Origin of the sequence: Pantoea sp. CCBC3-3-1 (genome assembly GCF_007981265.1) — a bacterium.
Taxonomy (GTDB): Bacteria; Pseudomonadota; Gammaproteobacteria; order Enterobacterales; family Enterobacteriaceae; genus Erwinia.
Map to the genome: position 1 here is coordinate 3,247,003 of NZ_CP034363.1, position 17,198 is coordinate 3,264,200.

Below are 17,198 nucleotides of genomic sequence, written 5' to 3' on the forward strand. Positions count from 1 at the left end.
GCCGCTTGCTTCGCCAGGCGCGGTAAAGTAGCCTTGAGGCACCTTTATTTTGTAAGCCTGAGCACCGTCCGGCATGATAAAACGCTTGATTTATGGCCTGATTATTATCCTTGTCGCGATAATACTGGCCGCGCTCGGCCTGGATCGCTGGATCAGCGTGAAAACCGCCCCTTACGTTTACGACGACCTCCAGTCGCTTCCCCATCGACAGGTTGGCGTGGTGTTGGGTACGGCGAAATATTATCGCACTGGCGTAATTAATCAGTATTACCGCTACCGCATGCAGGGCGCGCTGAACGCCTATAACAGCGGTAAGGTGAATTATCTGCTGTTGAGCGGTGATAATGCGCAGCAAAGTTATAATGAGCCGATGACAATGCGGCGCGATTTGATTGCCGCAGGCGTTGCCCCCTCGGATATCGTGCTCGACTATGCAGGATTCCGCACCCTCGACTCCATTGTCAGAACGCGTAAAGTGTTTGATACCAACGATTTCATTATTATCACCCAGCGCTTTCACTGTGAACGCGCGCTGTTTATCGCGCTGCATATGGGTATCCAGGCACAGTGTTATGCCGTCCCGTCACCAAAAAATATGCTGACGATCCGTTTTCGTGAAGTGGGTGCCCGGCTTGGCGCACTGGCCGATCTTTACCTGATGAAACGTGAACCGCGATTCCTGGGGCCGATGGTGCCCATTCCAGCACGTCATGAAATCCCCGAAAATGCGCAAAGCTATCCTGCCGTAACGCCTGAGCAGCTGCTGGAATTGCAGCAAAAGATGAAAGGTCAGGCGGCGCACTAGCCAGGGACGACAAAGGCCAGACGACACTGCCGCCTGGCCTGGGAGGTAACGTGAAAGCTTATTTCTTACGAGCGTATTTCAGTGAGTCCAGCGCCACGGCGAAAATAATAATGCCGCCCTTGATAATGTACTGCCAGTAAGGATTAACGCCGATATAAGTCAGGCCATAGTTGATAACGGTGAAAATCAGTACGCCGGTAACCACGCCTGCTACCGTTCCCACCCCGCCAGCAAATGACACGCCACCAACCACACAGGCGGCGATTGCATCCAGCTCATACATAAAGCCGAGGTTATTGGTTGCTGAACCAATACGGCCCGCTTCCAGCATCCCACCGAAGGCATAAAACACGCCGGATAAGGCATAAATCAGGATCAGGTTAAAGTTAACGTTAACGCCCGACACTTTAGCCGCTTCCGGATTTCCGCCGATGGCAAAAATGTTTTTGCCGAAGCGGGTTTTGTTCCACAGTACCCAGACAAAGAAAATCGCAATAGCCGCGTAAAAGGTAATGTACGACAGCTTAAAGTCGCCTAAGCGGATAAAGCCCTGCGCAAAGGTGGAAAACTTCTCATCGAAGCCAGCAACCGGCGAAGCGCCCACGTAATCGTAGTAAAGGGAGTTAATACCATAAACGATAATCATCGTGCCCAGCGTGGTGATAAACGGCGTCACTTTCAGATAGGCGATAATCAGGCCGTTAACCAGACCAATAATGCCGCCGATGACACAGACCGCCAGGATCACCAGCGGAATTGGTACGGTATCAAGATGCGGGAATACTTTATTGGCGTTGTCCATGGCCTGTAGCAGCGTAGCCGCCACTACCGCCGCCAGACCAACCTGACGTCCGGCTGACAAATCGGTGCCCTGAGTCACGATTAACCCGGCAACGCCCAGTGCGATAATAATACGCACCGAAGACTGGGTTAAAATATTACTCAGATTCATTAAGCTTAAAAAGGTCGGATCCTGGAAGATAATGATTGCCAGCAGTACCAGCAATACAACATATATCCCACCCTCTTTTAACCAGGTGAGCGCATTCTTTTTATTTACTGCTTTCATGGTGTCAGCCCTTACCTCATTAAAGATGCTTTGATGCCAAACGTAAGATTTCGTTTTGCGTAGTCGTTTTGGTTTCTACAATACCTGCCACCATGCCATTACTCATCACCAATATACGATCGGTAATGCCTAACAGCTCCGGCATTTCAGAGGATATGATAATGATCCCCTTCTCTTTTTTCGCCAGATCGGAAATAAGCTGATAGATTTCAAACTTGGCGCCCACATCAATTCCGCGCGTCGGTTCATCCAGCATCAATATTTCCGGTTGCGTTAACAGCCAGCGGCCAATAATCACTTTCTGCTGGTTTCCGCCTGAAAGTGAGCCAATTGAAGTCGCATGGCCCGGGGTTTTAACTCTCATCGAGTCGATAACCCACTGGGTGTCGCTTTTCATCCGGTTATTATCCAACAGGCCAATGCTGTTTTTATATTTACGGATGTTGGATATCAGGGAGTTAAAACCGATATCCAGAAAAGCATAAATCCCTGTTGCACGCCGTTCTTCCGTTACTAAAGCAAACCCGTGATTAATGGCTTCGTTAGCGGAATGGTTATTAATTTTTTTGCCGTGCAGTTTGATGGTGCCGCCTGACTTCTCACGAATACCAAACAGCGTTTCGACAATATCCGTACGCTTTGCGCCGACCAGGCCGGCCACGCCGAGGATCTCCCCCTTGCGCAGATCGAAAGAGATATCTCTGATCGACGGCTGGCGCAGCGAGGTCAGGTTTCGCACTTCGAGAATTGTCTCACCCGGCACGTTGCTTTTATCCGGGAAACGCTGGCTCAGCGAACGCCCGACCATCATGGCAATGATTTTATCCATATCCAGCCCGTCCAGCGGCTGAGTCGTAATCCACTGCCCGTCACGCAGAACGGTAATCTCATCGCAAAGCTGAAAGATCTCTTCCATCTTGTGAGAAATATAAACAATGCCGCAGCCGCGTTCTTTCAGCTTACGGATTATCGTGAACAGATGGTTGACTTCTTTTTCCGTTAAGGATGACGTAGGTTCGTCCATAATGACAATCTTTGCGTCATAGGAAAAAGCTTTGGCTATTTCAATCATCTGCATTTGTGAAACAGAAAGCGTGATCACTTTATCACGCGGATCGATATCAATATCCAGCTCGTCAAAAATGGCCTTGGTGTCGCGATACATTTTGTCCTGATCGACAAATAACCCTTTGCGGGGGTAACGCCCAAGCCACATGTTATCCATGACCGTGCGTTGCAATACCAGGTTTAATTCCTGATGCACCATTGAAACGCCATTTTCCAGCGCCTCTTTGGAACTTTTATAATCAATCTCTTTACCCTGAAAAAGAATACTTCCCGTATCCTTACTGTAAATGCCAAACAGACATTTTAATAACGTCGATTTTCCCGCACCGTTTTCGCCCATTAACGCGTGGACAGAATGCGGACGTATTTTCAGATTTACGTTATCTAATGCTTTAACGCCAGGAAATGATTTGCTGACGTTGGTCATTTCCAGCAGATATTCGCGCTTTGGTTGCACTTGATCACTGCTCATAGTTCTACCTGGCTGAAAAGAGGGTTACTGGCGGCCGTCATCAATAACGAGCGCAGCACGCTGCGCCCGTTTCAGGTTGGGCTTATTTAACAAACTGGGACAGATTATCTTTATCGACCGGAACATAAGCCACACGAACGACTTTGCCTTCCAGCTTGTAGTTGGTGCCTTCGGTTGCGGGTTTCCCTGCCGCCAGGTTTTTAGCCATATCAAAGGTGGCTTTAGCCTGGTTTTCTGCATCGTTCAGCACGGTTCCGGCCATTGCGCCCGATTTCACCATCGCCAGCGCTTCTGGCAAGGCATCCACGCCAAATACCGGCACAGCGGATTTATTATGCGCCTTCAGCGCTTCTACCGCGCCCATTGCCATGGCATCGTTGTTGGCGATGACCACTTCAATTTTGTTGCCATTCGGCCCGGAGAGCCAGGCATCCATTTTATCTTTCGCCTGTGCGGTATCCCACATGGCGGTATCAAGATGGAGCTGCTGAGTTTTCACACCGTCTTTATTTAAGGTGTCGATGACGTATTTCGTACGGGCTTCCGCATCCGGATGGCCCGGCTCGCCTTTCAGCAATACAAACTGTACGACGCCATCTTTGTTCAGATCCCAGCCCTGATTTGCTTTCCAGTGTTTTTCAATCAGCTCGCCCTGCTTGACGCCCGATTCTTTCGAGTCGGTGCCAACATAATAAGCTTTGTCGTAGCTGGCCAGCGCTTTAGCGGACGGCTCTTTGTTAAAGAACACCACGGGAATGTCATTAGATTTGGCTTTGCTGATCACCACTGGCGCAGCCGACGGGTCGACCAGGTTAATGGCTAACGCCTTCACCCCTTTCGCCACCAGCACATCAACCTGATCGTTCTGGGTCGACTGGCTGTTTTGCGAGTCGTTCATCAGCAGCTGAACATCGCTGCTATTTTTTGCTTCTTTCTCAATGTCTTTACGTACGACGGACATAAAGTTGTCGTCATATTTATAGATGGTCACGCCGATACGGGTGTCGGCAGCCTGTGCTGCGCCACTTAACATCATGCTGGCAACCAGGGCAGTGAGCGTGAAAGCCTTTTTCATGGTATCTCCGGTTTTATGTAGGGTCGTTCTCAGCGTCGCGGTCAGGAACAGCGCTGGCGTGACGTTATTTGTTACATCAAGTTTCATAGCCGGTAAGTGGCTGTCATCATAGTGAAGACAATGTTAATTAACTGTGAATTTACTCACAGATTGAAAACGGTTACACGACGGTATTATTCGGGTAAGTGACGGGTGCCACATTTTGGCAGCTGCCAACGGAATGCCGACGAACCAGCGTGGGCATAAAGCAGTGATCCGCGCTCTCGTCCAGCTGCCCTGCTGCGCCCTGAAGCGCCAATTCTGTCGCCAGCTTTGCCATAGAAACAATCGGATAACGCACGGTGGTTAATTGGGGATCGGTGTAGCGGGATATAGGAATATCATCAAAACCGATGACTGAAACCTGCTTCGGCACCGCAATGCCGTTATCTTTTAGCGCGGCAAGCGCACCGGCCGCCATGCTGTCGTTGTAGGCAAAGATGGCGGTTAAGTGCTGATTTCGTCCCAGCAGTTCCACCATAGCGGCTTCACCACCCTGCATATCGGGTTCTGCGCTGGCGCACCAGCTTTCCGGCGGTACGCTTCCCTGCTCCGCCATCGTCTGCTGCCAGCCGGCGCGGCGCTGCACGTCGTCTTCAATGGCATGGCAGGAACCCAGATAGCCAATACGCTGATGCCCCTGTTGTTGCAGCGTGCGGGTCGCTATCTGCGCGCCGCTAAGGTTATCCAGGCAAACGCAGCGGTGCTCATAGCCCGGTAGCGAGCGGTTAATCAGAACCATGCCCGGCACCTGATACATCAGCGAGGAGAGCTCCTCATCGCCCAGCGCCTTAGCGTGAACCACCAGCGCATTGCAGCGCTGGCGGATCAGCACTTCAATAGCGTGGCGCTCTTTATCCGCCTGATGATAGGAGTTGTTGATCAGTACATGCTTTTGCATCCGCTGGGCGACGGTATCAACAGCCTTCACCAGCGCACCAAAAAAGGGATCGGACACGTCCATCACCACCACGCCGATGGTGTCGCTTACCTGTGAGGCGAGCGCCTGTGCATTGGCATTGGGCCGGTAGCCAAGCCGCTCAACAATGCTCAGGACTTTGTCACGCGTTTCTGGCGTAACGGCGGCGCTGTTATTCAGCACGCGCGACACTGTCGCCACCGATACGTTGGCCTCGCGGGCCACATCGCGAATGGTGATCATGACCTGCTACCTGAGGAAGATAAGATTTGCATAGCCCTCCCGGACACTGTGATTCCGGCGGTCATTCTGACAGAGGGCGGGCTTACGCTACGTGAGGGGTGTCACAGGGATGAAAACGGTTACATTGACGGATGTCACCTTTGTGACCGATATCAATGCCGGGAAGTTGATTTGGTTAACGGCTGACCGCCGCCTGCTACGGTCAATTTACGCCACAACCATTCAACCGGCCCCTGGCGGAAATAGCGTAGCCAGAGAACGGAGAAAAGCAGATTGGCCAGCCAGACGCCGGGCACGACGGCCAGCAGCGACAGGCGGTCGAGCTGATTAAACCAGCCGAAACGGTTAAAGAGCGTGGTGCAAATCAGCGTCTGTAACAGATAGTTGCTCAGCGCCATGCGTCCTACGCAGCTTACGGCATGGGTGATTCTCAGCCGGACAAGCGTTGGCCAGTAACCAAAACAGAGCGCGGCATAGCCCACGGCCTGAAGCGGCGCGCCAAACTCACGCGGAACCTGGAGAAAAAAACCGGCCCAGCGGTAGTCCCATCCGACGTGCCATTGCAGCCAGATGCCAGGCAGCTGGATCAGTAAAGCCAGCCCCAGCAGGAGAACGGCGGTGCGACGATAGTGCGCCACGCCCCAGTTTCCCTTTAGCCAGCCGCTGCGCATCAGCGCTGCGCCAATCATCATTAAGCCTGCCAGCTGCCAGCCATACTGTATTGCCAGCGACAGCAGGCTGGATGAAAGCAGTTCAACCCGATTATGCACCGCTTCCCAGCCGCCATGGGTTTTCCAGAACGTTTCGTATTGCACCTGCGCGACGTCAGGCAGCCATGAACTGCCCGGCTGATGCCCGGAGGCCATTCCCAGTACAATCAGCACGCCACTGCCAATCACATAGAGCAGCGCACCCGTGTTAAACAGCTGGCGCGTTGAGGCGACGTCGCGGATCATGCGCCAGGCCACAATGCCAATCAGGCCGTAGTCGAGCAGAATATCGCCTTCCCAGAACATCAGGCTGTGCAGAACGCCAAACAGCGCCAGCCAGGTCAGCCTGGCCTGTAGCCAGCGCTTGCCGCGTGGCAAAAGCATATTGAGCGAAGCGCCAAACAGCAGAGCAAACAACGCCAAAAATTTTAGTTGGGCAAGCAGATCGACAGCGGCCCAGGCTAGCGCATCCTGCAACGCAGGCGCTCCGTTCCAGGCGGGATTGAGATAGGCTGCGGCGGGCAGCCCAAAGGCATTAATATTGAGCAGCAGGATCCCCAGAATGGCGAGGCCTCGGATAAAATCCAGCGTCTGTATACGCGGCATCGGGGATCCTGAGTCGATTAGCTATGACGAACGGCGCGCAAGAACTCCTGACGGGTGTTCTGGCTTGATTTGAACAGGCCGCCCAGCGACGTTGTGGTCGTCGCGCTGGTTGCATCGCGGATGCCGCGAGCTTTCACGCAGTAATGCACCGCATCAATCGATACCGCAACATTGTTGGTGCCTAACAGCGTTTGCAGCGCCACCAGGATTTGCTGAGTCAGGCGTTCCTGCACCTGCGGACGCGAGGAGAAGAACTGCACGATGCGGTTAATCTTGGACAGGCCAATCACTTTATCTTTAGGGATATAAGCCACTGTCGCTTTGCCGTCGATGATCACAAAGTGGTGTTCACAGGTGCTGGTCAGCGTGATGTCGCGCACCGTCACCATCTCATCCACCTTCATCTTGTTTTCGATAACGGTGATTTTAGGGAAGTTGGCGTAATCCAGGCCAGAGAACACTTCGTTCACATACATTTTAGCAATGCGGTGCGGCGTTTCTGCCAGGCTGTCATCTTCCAGATCCAGATTCAACAGCTGCATTACTTCGGTCATATGACCGGCGATCAAACGTTTACGGGTTTCGTCATCCATTTCACGCGCAGGCGAGCGTAACGGGGTTTCCAGTCCACGGGCAACCAGTGCTTCATGAACGAGTGTGGCTTCCTGACTTAACGTAGCCATGGCGATTTCTTCTCCAGCGGGTGTGACTCCGGCCCCGGCGGGACCGGTAAAATTTCTGAGGCGGTATTTTGTTACACAATGCGCCGTTAATCCAGCGAATCAAGCACGAAACTGTTTCATTCAGCGACTGACGCTCGCTGCCAGACCAGCGCACCTGCTATCAGTAAACTCACGCCCGCCACGTATAATGCCGGTTCCAGCCTGTGCGTTAACGCTGTTGATAAGGCAGACAGTAACGGCCCGACCAGCTGGCCTGTAGCATAACCCGTGGTTAACAGACCGGCGAGATAACGCATATGGAGCGGTGCCTGCTCGCGAGCATATTGCAAAGCAAACTGCACAACGCAGAGGAACCCGCCGCCCATTAGCAAGGCCCCCAGCGCCAGCCCGCTAATCCCCGGAACAGCGTCAATACAGAAGACCCCCAGCGCCTGCAACCAGAGCGCAATTGCCAGCCGCCGGTTTGCCGTACCATAGCGCCGGGTCAGAATCCCGAGGCCGATACCGATTACCGCTGCCCCACCAAAAATCGGCCAGACAAACTGAGCAAAGGCGCTGCCGGGAAAACGCGCGGCAGCCATCTGTGACAGGAAAGTGGCGGGAAGGATGTAGCCAAATCCAGCGAGGCTGTAGCTCCAGACCAGCTTTTTCAGGCCGGTGGTTAACACCAGCGGCTCAGGCGCCGTTTCCGGTCGATGCAGCTGCCCTTTGCGCGGCAAATCACGGGCGATTAAGGTAATCAGAATCAACGCCAGCAGGCCATACGCCCCCCATGCCCAGGCGGCACTGACGTTCAGGCTGTGTAGCACCACGGCCAACGTGCCACTGATAAAAATCCCCATTCCTGGTCCGGCAAATACGGCTGATGCAAGTCCGATGCGCCCTTGCTTATGGAGCAGTTCGTTACTCCAGGCGGCAACCAGTACCATCACCCAACCGCTGGCCCAGCCGATGAAGAAACGGATAATGGCGTGCAACCATGGGCCTGTTGCCAGCGCAGACAGCAGCGTCAGCGCAACCGCACCCCAGATCCCGATTTTCAATCGCCCCTCAACCTGCCGGGAAGCGCGCATCGCATCATAAGATCCGCAAAGATAGCCGAGATAGTTAAACGCGGCCACCACGGCTGCGCTGGTGAGGGTTAATTGATGCTCACCAATCATCAGCGGCACCTGAGGCGTAAAAGCAAAGCGCCCGATGCCCATTGCTACCACCAGCGACAGAAAGGCGCTCAGCGCAATACGTAAAGCCATCTCTCACTCCTTGTTACTGGAACAGCCTGAATGTTTATAAAATGTTGTCGTTATCATGCACGAGCAGTAAACTCACGAAAAGTGAATAATTAACACCAACTTCCTGACGATGAGAGAATAAATGGATCTGACACAGCTAAAAATGTTCTGCTCCGTCGCTGAGACAGGCTCGCTGGCACGCGCGGCGGAGACTCTGCATCGGGTGCCGTCCAATCTCACCACCCGACTGCGTCAACTGGAACAGGAACTGGGGGCCGATCTGTTTATTCGGGAAAAACAGCGTTTGCGTCTTTCGCCCGTCGGCCATAACTTTCTTGGCTATGCCCAACGCATCCTGGCGCTAAGTGAAGAAGCGCTGAGTATGACGCACAGTGGCGAACCAGGCGGAAATTTTACGATCGGCTCAATGGAAAGTGCGGCAGCAACGCGTCTCCCTTCCCTGCTCGCAGCCTATCACCAGCGTTATCCCGCGGTGTCGCTCTCATTACGTACCGGCACCACCGGTGAAATTCTTGAGCAGGTACGAACAGGCACGCTGGCAGCTGCGCTGGCTGACGGCCCCATTATTTCCGACGATCTTCACAGCTGCGTGGCTTTCGCTGAGCGTATGGTGTTGATCTCAGGTCAGGCCCATTCGCCCATTCGCCATCCCCGTGATGCCGCCGGTGATACGCTTTTCGCCTTCAGGCCGAGCTGTTCTTATCGTCTGCGGTTTGAAAATTGGTTTCGCGATGCAGGTGTCCAGCCCGGTGCCTTTATGGATATTCACTCCTATCACACCCTGCTCGCCTGCGTAGCGAGCGGCAGCGGCCTGGCTTTTCTGCCTGAATCGGTACTCGATCTGCTATCGGGGAATGATAAAGTTCAGCGTCACTCGTTGCCTGATAAAGTCCAGCAAGCGGCGACTTATCTGATTTGGCGGCGTGACAGCTTTACGCCCAATATCAAGGCGCTGAAATCGCTAATCGCTGAACAAAATGACGATATCGCTGAAGTTGATGAAACTCGTCCATAATTACCCTGACCGATCGCTTTTGATGCGACTAACCCGCCGGGCGTTAATACCCAACCCCGCTTTAAGGAGATAAATGAGATGCAGATGATAAAAACTCGTGCCGCGGTTGCCTGGGCTGCTGGTGAGCCACTTTCCATTGAAGAGGTGGATTTAATGCCGCCACAGAAAGGTGAAGTGCTGGTACGCATTGTGGCAACCGGCGTCTGCCACACCGATGCCTATACGCTTTCTGGCAAAGATCCGGAAGGTGTTTTCCCGGCAATCCTTGGGCATGAAGGCGGTGGGATTGTAGAAGCGGTAGGCGAAGGCGTTACCAGCGTTGAGGTGGGCGATCATGTCATTCCGTTGTACACGCCAGAGTGCGGTAAATGTAAATTTTGTCTGTCAGGGAAAACCAATCTTTGTCAGGCAATCCGCGCCACGCAGGGCAAAGGACTGATGCCGGACGGCACCACCCGCTTCTTTAAAGACGGCAAGCCGATTTTCCACTATATGGGCACCTCGACCTTCTCCGAATATACCGTTATTCCTGAAATCTCTCTGGCGAAAATCAGCAAAGAAGCGCCGCTGGAAGAGGTCTGCCTGCTGGGCTGCGGCGTCACCACCGGTATGGGTGCGGTGATGAATACTGCTAAGGTCAAAGAAGGCGATACCGTGGCGATCTTCGGCCTTGGCGGCATTGGTCTGTCGGCGATTATCGGGGCGAAAATGGCGAAAGCGGGTCGCATTATTGGTATCGACCTCAACACCAGTAAGTTTGACCTGGCGACTAAACTGGGCGCAACCGATCTGATTAACCCAAAAGATTTCGACAAGCCGATTCAGGATGTGATTGTTGAAATGACCGATGGCGGCGTGGATTTCTCGTTCGAATGCATTGGCAACGTCAATGTGATGCGTTCCGCGCTGGAGTGCTGTCATAAAGGCTGGGGCGAATCCGTGATTATCGGCGTTGCTGGCGCAGGTGAAGAAATCGCCACGCGGCCTTTTCAGTTAGTCACCGGCCGCGTCTGGCGCGGCTCCGCTTTTGGCGGCGTGAAAGGCCGTTCCCAGCTGCCCGGCATCGTACAGCGCTATCTTGACGGCGAGTTCCAGCTTAACGATTTCATCACCCATAATATGCCGCTGGAAGAAATCAATGACGCCTTCGATTTGATGCATGAAGGAAAATCGATCCGTTCCGTCGTGCATTTTACTAAATAAGGAAAAGTAATGACCTCCCCTCTGGAGTTACTGGAAGAACATCGCATGTTCGGCGGCTGGCAGCAACGCTATCGCCATCTGTCGACAACGTTAAACTGTACAATGACCTTCAGCATTTTCCTGCCAGGCCCAAAAGGCGAAACAGCCCCGCCGGTGCTCTGGTTTCTGGCCGGGCTGACCTGTACCGACGAAAACTTTTCGACCAAGTCCGGCGCGCAACGAATCGCGGCAGAGCTTGGGGTGGTGCTGGTGATGCCGGATACCAGCCCTCGCGGTGAAGTGGTGCCTAATGATGAAGGGTACGACCTCGGTCAGGGCGCGGGCTTTTACCTGAACGCCACCAGGGCACCCTGGGATGCGCATTTCCGCATGTACGATTATCTTAATGAGGAGCTGCCTGCGCTGATTGCCAGTAGTTTCCACGTTAGCGATCGGCAGGCGATTATGGGGCATTCAATGGGTGGGCACGGCGCCATTATGCTGGCGCTGCGTAACCCACAGCGGTTTGTCTCCGCGTCGGCTTTCGCGCCGATCGTCAATCCTGTTGAGGTTCCCTGGGGACGGAAAGCCTTTACCGCCTATTTGGGCGGGAACAGTGAGAACTGGCGTGAATATGACAGCTGCTGGCAGATGCGTCAGGCGTCAACGGCGGTACCGATGCTGATCGATCAGGGCGACAGCGATCAGTTTCTGGCCGATCAGCTGCATCCTGAACGTCTGGAAGCGATTGCCCATGAGAAGGGTTTCCCGCTTACCCTGCGTATCCAGCCGGGCTACGATCACAGCTACTTCTTTATCGCCAGCTTTGTGGAAGATCATCTGCGCTTTCACGCTCAGCATTTGCTGGCTGAATAATGTAAAAGGCCGGGGAAATCCCGGCCTCAGGCTACTCACTGACTCAAAGTGCAAGGAACATGAGCCTTCCACAAAGACGCAAAAAGCGGCTTCCCTGCCAGCTCGGCCTGGGCCGTCCATGGCCCAGGACGCTTTGTTCCAGGCTCATGTTCCTTGCGCTTTGAGCTTGTCAGCTGTCTGAGGTCGTGAAGCTCCGGGCCTGACGTTATTTGAATGCGTTACTCGCCTGTCAAAAAACAGGCTGCGTCACCAAGCCGTCAATCAAAACCTGTGGCGTGCCCTGCGAGCAGCGCTCAATACGCCCTTTTACGCCATAAACCTTCGCCAGACTTGCTGGGGTAATAACCTCTTCCGGCAAACCATCAGCAATCAATTCGCCATTTTGCAGCATCAGAACATGCTCACCGTGACGCAAAGCGATATTGATATCGTGTACCACGACCACGGTGATGATATTGCGCTTATGGGTTTCTCTGCGCACCAGGTCCATAACGTGAAACTGATAGTTCAGATCCAGCGCGCTTAACGGCTCATCCAGCAGCAGCAGTTCCGGACGGCGGATCAGCGATTGGGCGAGTCCCACCAGCTGTTTCTGGCCGCCAGAAAGCTGATCCAGGTAGCTCAGCGCCAGATGCGCAATACCTAAGCGATCCAGCAGCGACATTACTTCAGCTTCACTGGCCGCGCTGTTACGTCCACCGGAAGCGCGCTGGGCAACAATGATCGACTCCAGCACGTGCAGATGTACACCCGCAGGCAGCGACTGCGGCAGATAAACCACTTTTTCGGCGCGCTTTGCAAATGGCAGCGCCATCAGCTCATTACCATTTAGCCACAGCTCGCCCTGAGCGCGATTCAGTCCCGCCAGCGAACGCAGCAGCGTGGATTTACCGCAGCCGTTTGGCCCAAGGAGAACGGTAATTTTCCCGCGGGGCAGCAAAGGCACGTTCAGGTTGCTGATAATTTGACGTTTTGGATAGCCGGCATGAAAGCCGCTGATTTTCAATCCATCCATCAGACGGTCCCCCGGTGACGCAGAATAATGCTCAGGAAGAACGGCACGCCCACCAGCGAAGTGACAATGCCTACCGGAATAATGACGCCCGGCACCAGATTTTTTGAAACCACTGAAGCCATGGACAGCACCAGCGCGCCGGTCAGTGCGCTGGCGGGCAGATAGAAGCGATGATCTTCACCGAAGATCAGGCGGGCAATATGCGGCGCGACCAGACCAATAAAGCCAATTGGCCCGACAAAAGCCACCGCCAGCGCAGAAAGAATACTGATGCGCAGCAGCGTGCCCAGACGAAGTCGACGTACGTCAATGCCAAAGCTGATGGCGCGGTCTTCGCCCAACCGCAGCGCGGTCAGCTTCCAGGAACTCATCATTGAGAACGGCACCAGTATCACCAGCGCCAGCGTCAGCACGCCCAGCTTTTCCCATGACGCACGGGCCAGGCTGCCCATGGTCCAGAAAACCAACCCCTGTAAGGTGTCCTCACTGGCGATGAACTGCATCATCGAAACCAGCGCGTTAAAGGTGAACACCAGCGCAATACCAAACAGCACCACGCCTGAAGTCGCGACCTGCGTCCAGCGCGTCACGCCGTCCAGCATCAGCGCGGCCAGCAGCGCAAAGATAAAGGCGTTGGCGGAGATAAACCATTGATCGGGGATACCCGGGATGCCAATGCCCAGCACGATAGCCAGCGCGGCACCAAAAGCGGCCGCCGAGGAAACCCCCAGCGTGAACGGGCTGGCCAGCGGATTATTCAGGATTGTCTGCATCTCGGCACCCGCCAGGCCCAGCGCCAGGCCAACGACCACCGCCATCAGCGCATAAGGCAGGCGAATATCCCATACAATCACCCGCGTACCCGCATCGACGCTATCCGGCGACAGCAAAGTTTGCCACAGCGTATCCAGCTTCAGACCCGAAGGACCCAGCGTGAAATCCAGCAGCAGCGAAGCAAGGATAGCGACAACCAGTATCCCCATAAAAACCAGGCGATGACGCAATACCTGATGATAACGGCCCATCACGCTTTGCGGTTTATCGGCGTACTGTTCGGGGTTGTGGGTCACACTCATGCTCAATACCTGTGATTACTCAGCGGATGCTTACCTGCGAAAAAGATACGGCGCTAACAATAAAGGAAACGATAATAGTTATCAATTATATGTGTAAGCAGGCGTGAAAAACGCGAAAGGCGCGGGAGCCGCGCCTTTCAGGGAGAAGAAGGATTACTTAAATTCAGGGAACTTCATTTCGCTGTACTTCACGAAACGGGTTTTCTTTTTCAGCTTGTAGCCAAACCAGATAATCAGGAACAGCGGAATACCAATATAGGTCGCCGCCACGCCATACCAGTCGATGCGGTCTGCGAGGAAGGCCTGATAGTTTTGCCCCAGCGTGATGACCAGGCACAGGACAAAGGCAAAAATCGGTCCCAGCGGGAAGAAGCCGGAGCGGTAAGGCAGATTGGCCAGATCGAGTCCATTCGCCACGTAACCACGACGGAAGCGATAATGGCTGATCGCGATGCCCAGCCAGGCGATGAAGCCGGTCATCCCTGACGTGTTCAGCAACCACAGATAAACCGTTTGATTACTGAACATAGAGGTCAGGAAGCAGAGTGCAGCCACAACCGTCGTGGCGTAAAGTGCATTACGAGGCACGCCCCCTTTTGAAAGCTTACCGAATATACGCGGCGCTTTGCCTTCACGCGCCAGCGTAAACAGCATACGAGTAGAGGCATACATGCCCGAGTTTCCGGCTGAAAGTACCGCAGTCAGGATCACGGCATTCATCACCGCTGCCGCAGAGAGCAGGCCAGCATGTTTGAAGACCAGCGTAAACGGACTGACGCTGATATCTTTAACATCGTTACGCAACAGGCTCGGATCGGTATAAGGAATAATTAAACTGATCACCAGAATCGCCAGCACGTAGAACAGCAGGATCCGCCAGAAGACCTGACGTACGGAACGCGGAATATTTTTTGCCGGATCTTCCGACTCGCCTGCCGCCACGCCAATCAGCTCGGTTCCCTGGAAAGAGAAGCCGACTATCATTGCCACGCCGATCATTGCCGAAAAGCCACCGGCAAAAGGCGCATCGCCAATCTGCCAGTTCTGCCAGCCTGCAACGTGCTCACCGCCGTGCAGAATGCCCAGGATCATCAGCACGCCAACGACAATAAAGATGACAACGGTGACAACTTTAATTAATGAGAACCAGTATTCCGCCTCGCCAAACCCTTTCACTGAAATGAAGTTAAGCAGGACGATCACGCACATAAACAAGGCGCTCCAGATCCAGCCTGGCGTGTCCGGGAACCAATAGTTCATCACCAGCTGAGACGCGACCAGGTCAACCGCGATGGTTACCGCCCAGTTGTACCAGTAGTTCCAGCCCAGCGCGAAGCCGAAGCCTTCCTCAACATAGTTAGAGCCGTAGGTGGAGAACGAACCCGAGACCGGCATAAAGGCAGCCAGTTCGCCAAGGCTGGTCATCAGGAAATAAACCATCAGACCAATCAATGCGTAGGAGAGAAGCGCGCCGCCCGGGCCCGCCTGCGAAATTGTTGCGCCTGAGGCAACAAATAAACCCGTGCCAATAGAACCGCCAATGGCGATCATCGTCAGATGACGTGCCTTTAACTCACGCCTTAAAGCAGGTTGTTGTGTTGTTTTTGTGTCCTGATCCATCTTGAAATGCTGTGCTCTGACTGAAAGAGGCGCGATTGTAACAAACTCCTTCGTCAGAGATACTACTTCCGCGACGTTATAAGATAGCTTCATGATCGGCGGCCGATTATTAGCAGCAGAAGATTTTAAGCTAGTTATAAGCGGTACGGCTTATAGCATGACGAGAAGGCGGCCGACGGCTGCATGCCGCATTGGTAGATTATTCAGTGCAATAGCTCAGAAAACGCAGCAGCGCCTTGGACAGATGCTTTTGCCGGTGATGAATACGATGCAGCGTGCGCTTCAGCTTTGGCAGAGGAACCGGCACCTCTTTCAGCGTGCCTGCCGCCAGCTGCTCATCGATAACCCGGCGTGACAGGCAGCTAATCCCCATCCCGTGGCGTACTGCATGTTTAATCGCTTCAGAATTGCCCAATTCCAATGCCAGCCTGAACTGGGGCAAATGCGACAGCAGCAAATAATCAACGATTTCACGCGTGCCTGAACCGTGCTCGCGTAAAATCCACGGCGCGGCGGCAAGGCTTTCCAGCGTGATCGGCTGCTGAAAAATATCGGCATCTGCCGCAGCAAATACCACCAGTTCGTCTTCCAGCCAGGGTTCGCTAACGATATCAGACACATGGCAAGGCCCTTCGATCAAGCCTATATCCACACGGAAATCCGCCACGGCATTGATCACATCCAGGCTGTTGCCCACGCTCAGTTCGAGCGGCAAGTCAGGGTAATCCCTGCGCCAGCCTGCCAGCATGCCCGGCAGCAGATAGTTACCGATAGTGCTGCTGGCAAACACTCTCAGCGCGCCGTTATCTTCCCGAAACAGCTGCTCGATTTCCGTTGCCTGTTCCAGCAGAGCAACGGTACGCGGATAGAGCAAACGGCCATGTTCATTGACCACCAGCCGCTTACCTACCCGATCAAAAAGCTGCACGCCGAGCTGGCCTTCCAGATCGGCCAGCGCTGCGCTGACCGCTGACTGAGAAAGCGACAACCCCTGTGAGGCCTGCGTGGTGGAGCCGCTTTTCAGAACTTCAGCAAAGACCTCAAGCTGCCTTAATGTAATATGCATCGCTTTTCCTTATGCGCTGTAATGCCCGATCAAAAAGACCATAATGCCTGCCCAGATCAGCAGGATTAACCCTGTCCAGCGGGTAATTTTTTTTCTGTTGGTGGATTGCTGCGTCGCCTTTTGCTGGCTGGCGAGTCGCACCTGTTGCGGCAACAAACGTAGCAGTAGCATGATGCCTGACGGCACGATGACCGCATCATCCAGCAAGCCGACAACCGGGATCACGTCCGGAATCAGATCGATTGGGCTGAAGGCATAACATACCAGACCTGCGGCCAGCGCTTTTATCCAGACGGGCGTACGCGGATCGCGACAGGCAAACCACAGCATCAGCCCGTCTTTCTTCATCACGCGCGCCCAGCGCCTTATCAGTCTGAACATTTCCGCCTCCTTATTACTTATTCAG

At 53.9% G+C, this 17,198-nt stretch carries 16 protein-coding genes; 4 read left to right on the plus strand and 12 right to left on the minus strand.

Annotation, left to right across the window (positions count from 1 at the left end):
• Positions 1–73 precede the first annotated feature (73 nt).
• The gene (sanA, locus tag EHV07_RS15250; protein WP_147198857.1) at positions 74–805 is read left to right on the plus strand and encodes an outer membrane permeability protein SanA; all 732 of its coding nucleotides are present in this window, start codon (positions 74–76) and stop codon (positions 803–805) included.
• Positions 806–863: 58 nt separating this feature from the next.
• Here the strand turns inward: sanA and mglC are convergent, their stop codons facing one another.
• The 7 genes from mglC to EHV07_RS15285 all read right to left on the minus strand — a co-directional run bounded on the left by mglC (position 864) and on the right by EHV07_RS15285 (position 8,942).
• A complete protein-coding gene (gene mglC / locus EHV07_RS15255; RefSeq protein ID WP_147198858.1) occupies positions 864–1,874 on the minus strand; it encodes a galactose/methyl galactoside ABC transporter permease MglC in 1,011 nt (336 codons plus the stop codon).
• Positions 1,875–1,893: 19 nt separating this feature from the next.
• Positions 1,894–3,414 carry a galactose/methyl galactoside ABC transporter ATP-binding protein MglA gene (gene mglA / locus EHV07_RS15260; RefSeq protein ID WP_147198859.1) on the minus strand — a complete coding sequence of 507 codons (1,521 nt, stop codon included), beginning with the start codon at positions 3,412–3,414 and terminating at the stop codon, positions 1,894–1,896.
• Between the two features lie 82 nt (positions 3,415–3,496).
• On the minus strand, positions 3,497–4,489 hold the full coding sequence (gene mglB, locus EHV07_RS15265) for a galactose/glucose ABC transporter substrate-binding protein MglB (protein WP_147198860.1): 993 nt from the start codon (positions 4,487–4,489) through the stop codon (positions 3,497–3,499).
• 160 nt (positions 4,490–4,649) lie between these two features.
• Complete coding sequence (galS, locus tag EHV07_RS15270; protein ID WP_147198861.1) at positions 4,650–5,690, minus strand: HTH-type transcriptional regulator GalS; 1,041 nt, start codon at positions 5,688–5,690, stop codon at positions 4,650–4,652.
• A gap of 152 nt (positions 5,691–5,842) precedes the next feature.
• The gene (yeiB, locus tag EHV07_RS15275) at positions 5,843–7,006 is read right to left on the minus strand and encodes a DUF418 domain-containing protein YeiB (protein ID WP_147198862.1); all 1,164 of its coding nucleotides are present in this window, start codon (positions 7,004–7,006) and stop codon (positions 5,843–5,845) included.
• Between the two features lie 17 nt (positions 7,007–7,023).
• Entirely contained in the window at positions 7,024–7,689 is a 666-nt protein-coding gene (gene folE, locus EHV07_RS15280; protein ID WP_147198863.1) for a GTP cyclohydrolase I FolE, read from the minus strand.
• A 116-nt stretch (positions 7,690–7,805) separates the two neighbouring features.
• A complete protein-coding gene (locus tag EHV07_RS15285; protein WP_147198864.1) occupies positions 7,806–8,942 on the minus strand; it encodes a YbfB/YjiJ family MFS transporter in 1,137 nt (378 codons plus the stop codon).
• Positions 8,943–9,063: 121 nt separating this feature from the next.
• Between EHV07_RS15285 and EHV07_RS15290 the strand changes: the two genes are divergently transcribed.
• The 3 genes from EHV07_RS15290 (at position 9,064) to fghA (ending at position 12,015) form a co-directional block, all read left to right on the plus strand.
• On the plus strand, positions 9,064–9,957 hold the full coding sequence (locus EHV07_RS15290) for a LysR family transcriptional regulator (RefSeq protein ID WP_147198865.1): 894 nt from the start codon (positions 9,064–9,066) through the stop codon (positions 9,955–9,957).
• A gap of 78 nt (positions 9,958–10,035) precedes the next feature.
• The gene (locus EHV07_RS15295) at positions 10,036–11,160 is read left to right on the plus strand and encodes an S-(hydroxymethyl)glutathione dehydrogenase/class III alcohol dehydrogenase (protein WP_147198866.1); all 1,125 of its coding nucleotides are present in this window, start codon (positions 10,036–10,038) and stop codon (positions 11,158–11,160) included.
• A 9-nt stretch (positions 11,161–11,169) separates the two neighbouring features.
• Positions 11,170–12,015, plus strand: a complete 846-nt coding sequence (gene fghA / locus EHV07_RS15300; protein ID WP_147198867.1) for an S-formylglutathione hydrolase — start codon at positions 11,170–11,172, stop codon at positions 12,013–12,015.
• 229 nt (positions 12,016–12,244) lie between these two features.
• Here fghA and EHV07_RS15305 read toward each other — a convergent pair whose 3' ends face one another.
• From EHV07_RS15305 to EHV07_RS15325, 5 genes are all read right to left on the minus strand, one after another.
• Positions 12,245–13,033 carry an ABC transporter ATP-binding protein gene (locus tag EHV07_RS15305; protein ID WP_147198868.1) on the minus strand — a complete coding sequence of 263 codons (789 nt, stop codon included), beginning with the start codon at positions 13,031–13,033 and terminating at the stop codon, positions 12,245–12,247.
• Positions 13,030–14,106 (minus strand): iron ABC transporter permease, encoded by a 1,077-nt coding sequence (locus EHV07_RS15310; RefSeq protein WP_147198869.1) that lies wholly within the window; start codon positions 14,104–14,106, stop codon positions 13,030–13,032. The genes EHV07_RS15305 and EHV07_RS15310 overlap by 4 nt, the downstream gene beginning before the upstream one ends.
• A gap of 153 nt (positions 14,107–14,259) precedes the next feature.
• The gene (locus EHV07_RS15315; RefSeq protein WP_147198870.1) at positions 14,260–15,726 is read right to left on the minus strand and encodes an amino acid permease; all 1,467 of its coding nucleotides are present in this window, start codon (positions 15,724–15,726) and stop codon (positions 14,260–14,262) included.
• 199 nt (positions 15,727–15,925) lie between these two features.
• Entirely contained in the window at positions 15,926–16,792 is an 867-nt protein-coding gene (gene yieE / locus EHV07_RS15320; RefSeq protein ID WP_147198871.1) for a DNA-binding transcriptional regulator YeiE, read from the minus strand.
• 9 nt (positions 16,793–16,801) lie between these two features.
• Positions 16,802–17,173, minus strand: a complete 372-nt coding sequence (locus tag EHV07_RS15325; protein WP_147198872.1) for a YkvA family protein — start codon at positions 17,171–17,173, stop codon at positions 16,802–16,804.
• Positions 17,174–17,198 lie beyond the last annotated feature (25 nt).

Bases quoted from the DNA above. Each gene is read 5' to 3' on its own strand.
- sanA (WP_147198857.1), top strand. From the start codon at position 74: ATGATAAAACGCTTGATTTATGGCCTGATTATTATCCTTGTCGCGATA.
- mglC (WP_147198858.1), bottom strand. From the start codon at position 1,874: ATGAAAGCAGTAAATAAAAAGAATGCGCTCACCTGGTTAAAAGAGGGT.
- mglA (WP_147198859.1), bottom strand. From the start codon at position 3,414: ATGAGCAGTGATCAAGTGCAACCAAAGCGCGAATATCTGCTGGAAATG.
- mglB (WP_147198860.1), bottom strand. From the start codon at position 4,489: ATGAAAAAGGCTTTCACGCTCACTGCCCTGGTTGCCAGCATGATGTTA.
- galS (WP_147198861.1), bottom strand. From the start codon at position 5,690: ATGATCACCATTCGCGATGTGGCCCGCGAGGCCAACGTATCGGTGGCG.
- yeiB (WP_147198862.1), bottom strand. From the start codon at position 7,006: ATGCCGCGTATACAGACGCTGGATTTTATCCGAGGCCTCGCCATTCTG.
- folE (WP_147198863.1), bottom strand. From the start codon at position 7,689: ATGGCTACGTTAAGTCAGGAAGCCACACTCGTTCATGAAGCACTGGTT.
- EHV07_RS15285 (WP_147198864.1), bottom strand. From the start codon at position 8,942: ATGGCTTTACGTATTGCGCTGAGCGCCTTTCTGTCGCTGGTGGTAGCA.
- EHV07_RS15290 (WP_147198865.1), top strand. From the start codon at position 9,064: ATGGATCTGACACAGCTAAAAATGTTCTGCTCCGTCGCTGAGACAGGC.
- EHV07_RS15295 (WP_147198866.1), top strand. From the start codon at position 10,036: ATGCAGATGATAAAAACTCGTGCCGCGGTTGCCTGGGCTGCTGGTGAG.
- fghA (WP_147198867.1), top strand. From the start codon at position 11,170: ATGACCTCCCCTCTGGAGTTACTGGAAGAACATCGCATGTTCGGCGGC.
- EHV07_RS15310 (WP_147198869.1), bottom strand. From the start codon at position 14,106: ATGAGTGTGACCCACAACCCCGAACAGTACGCCGATAAACCGCAAAGC.
- EHV07_RS15315 (WP_147198870.1), bottom strand. From the start codon at position 15,726: ATGGATCAGGACACAAAAACAACACAACAACCTGCTTTAAGGCGTGAG.
- yieE (WP_147198871.1), bottom strand. From the start codon at position 16,792: ATGCATATTACATTAAGGCAGCTTGAGGTCTTTGCTGAAGTTCTGAAA.
- EHV07_RS15325 (WP_147198872.1), bottom strand. From the start codon at position 17,173: ATGTTCAGACTGATAAGGCGCTGGGCGCGCGTGATGAAGAAAGACGGG.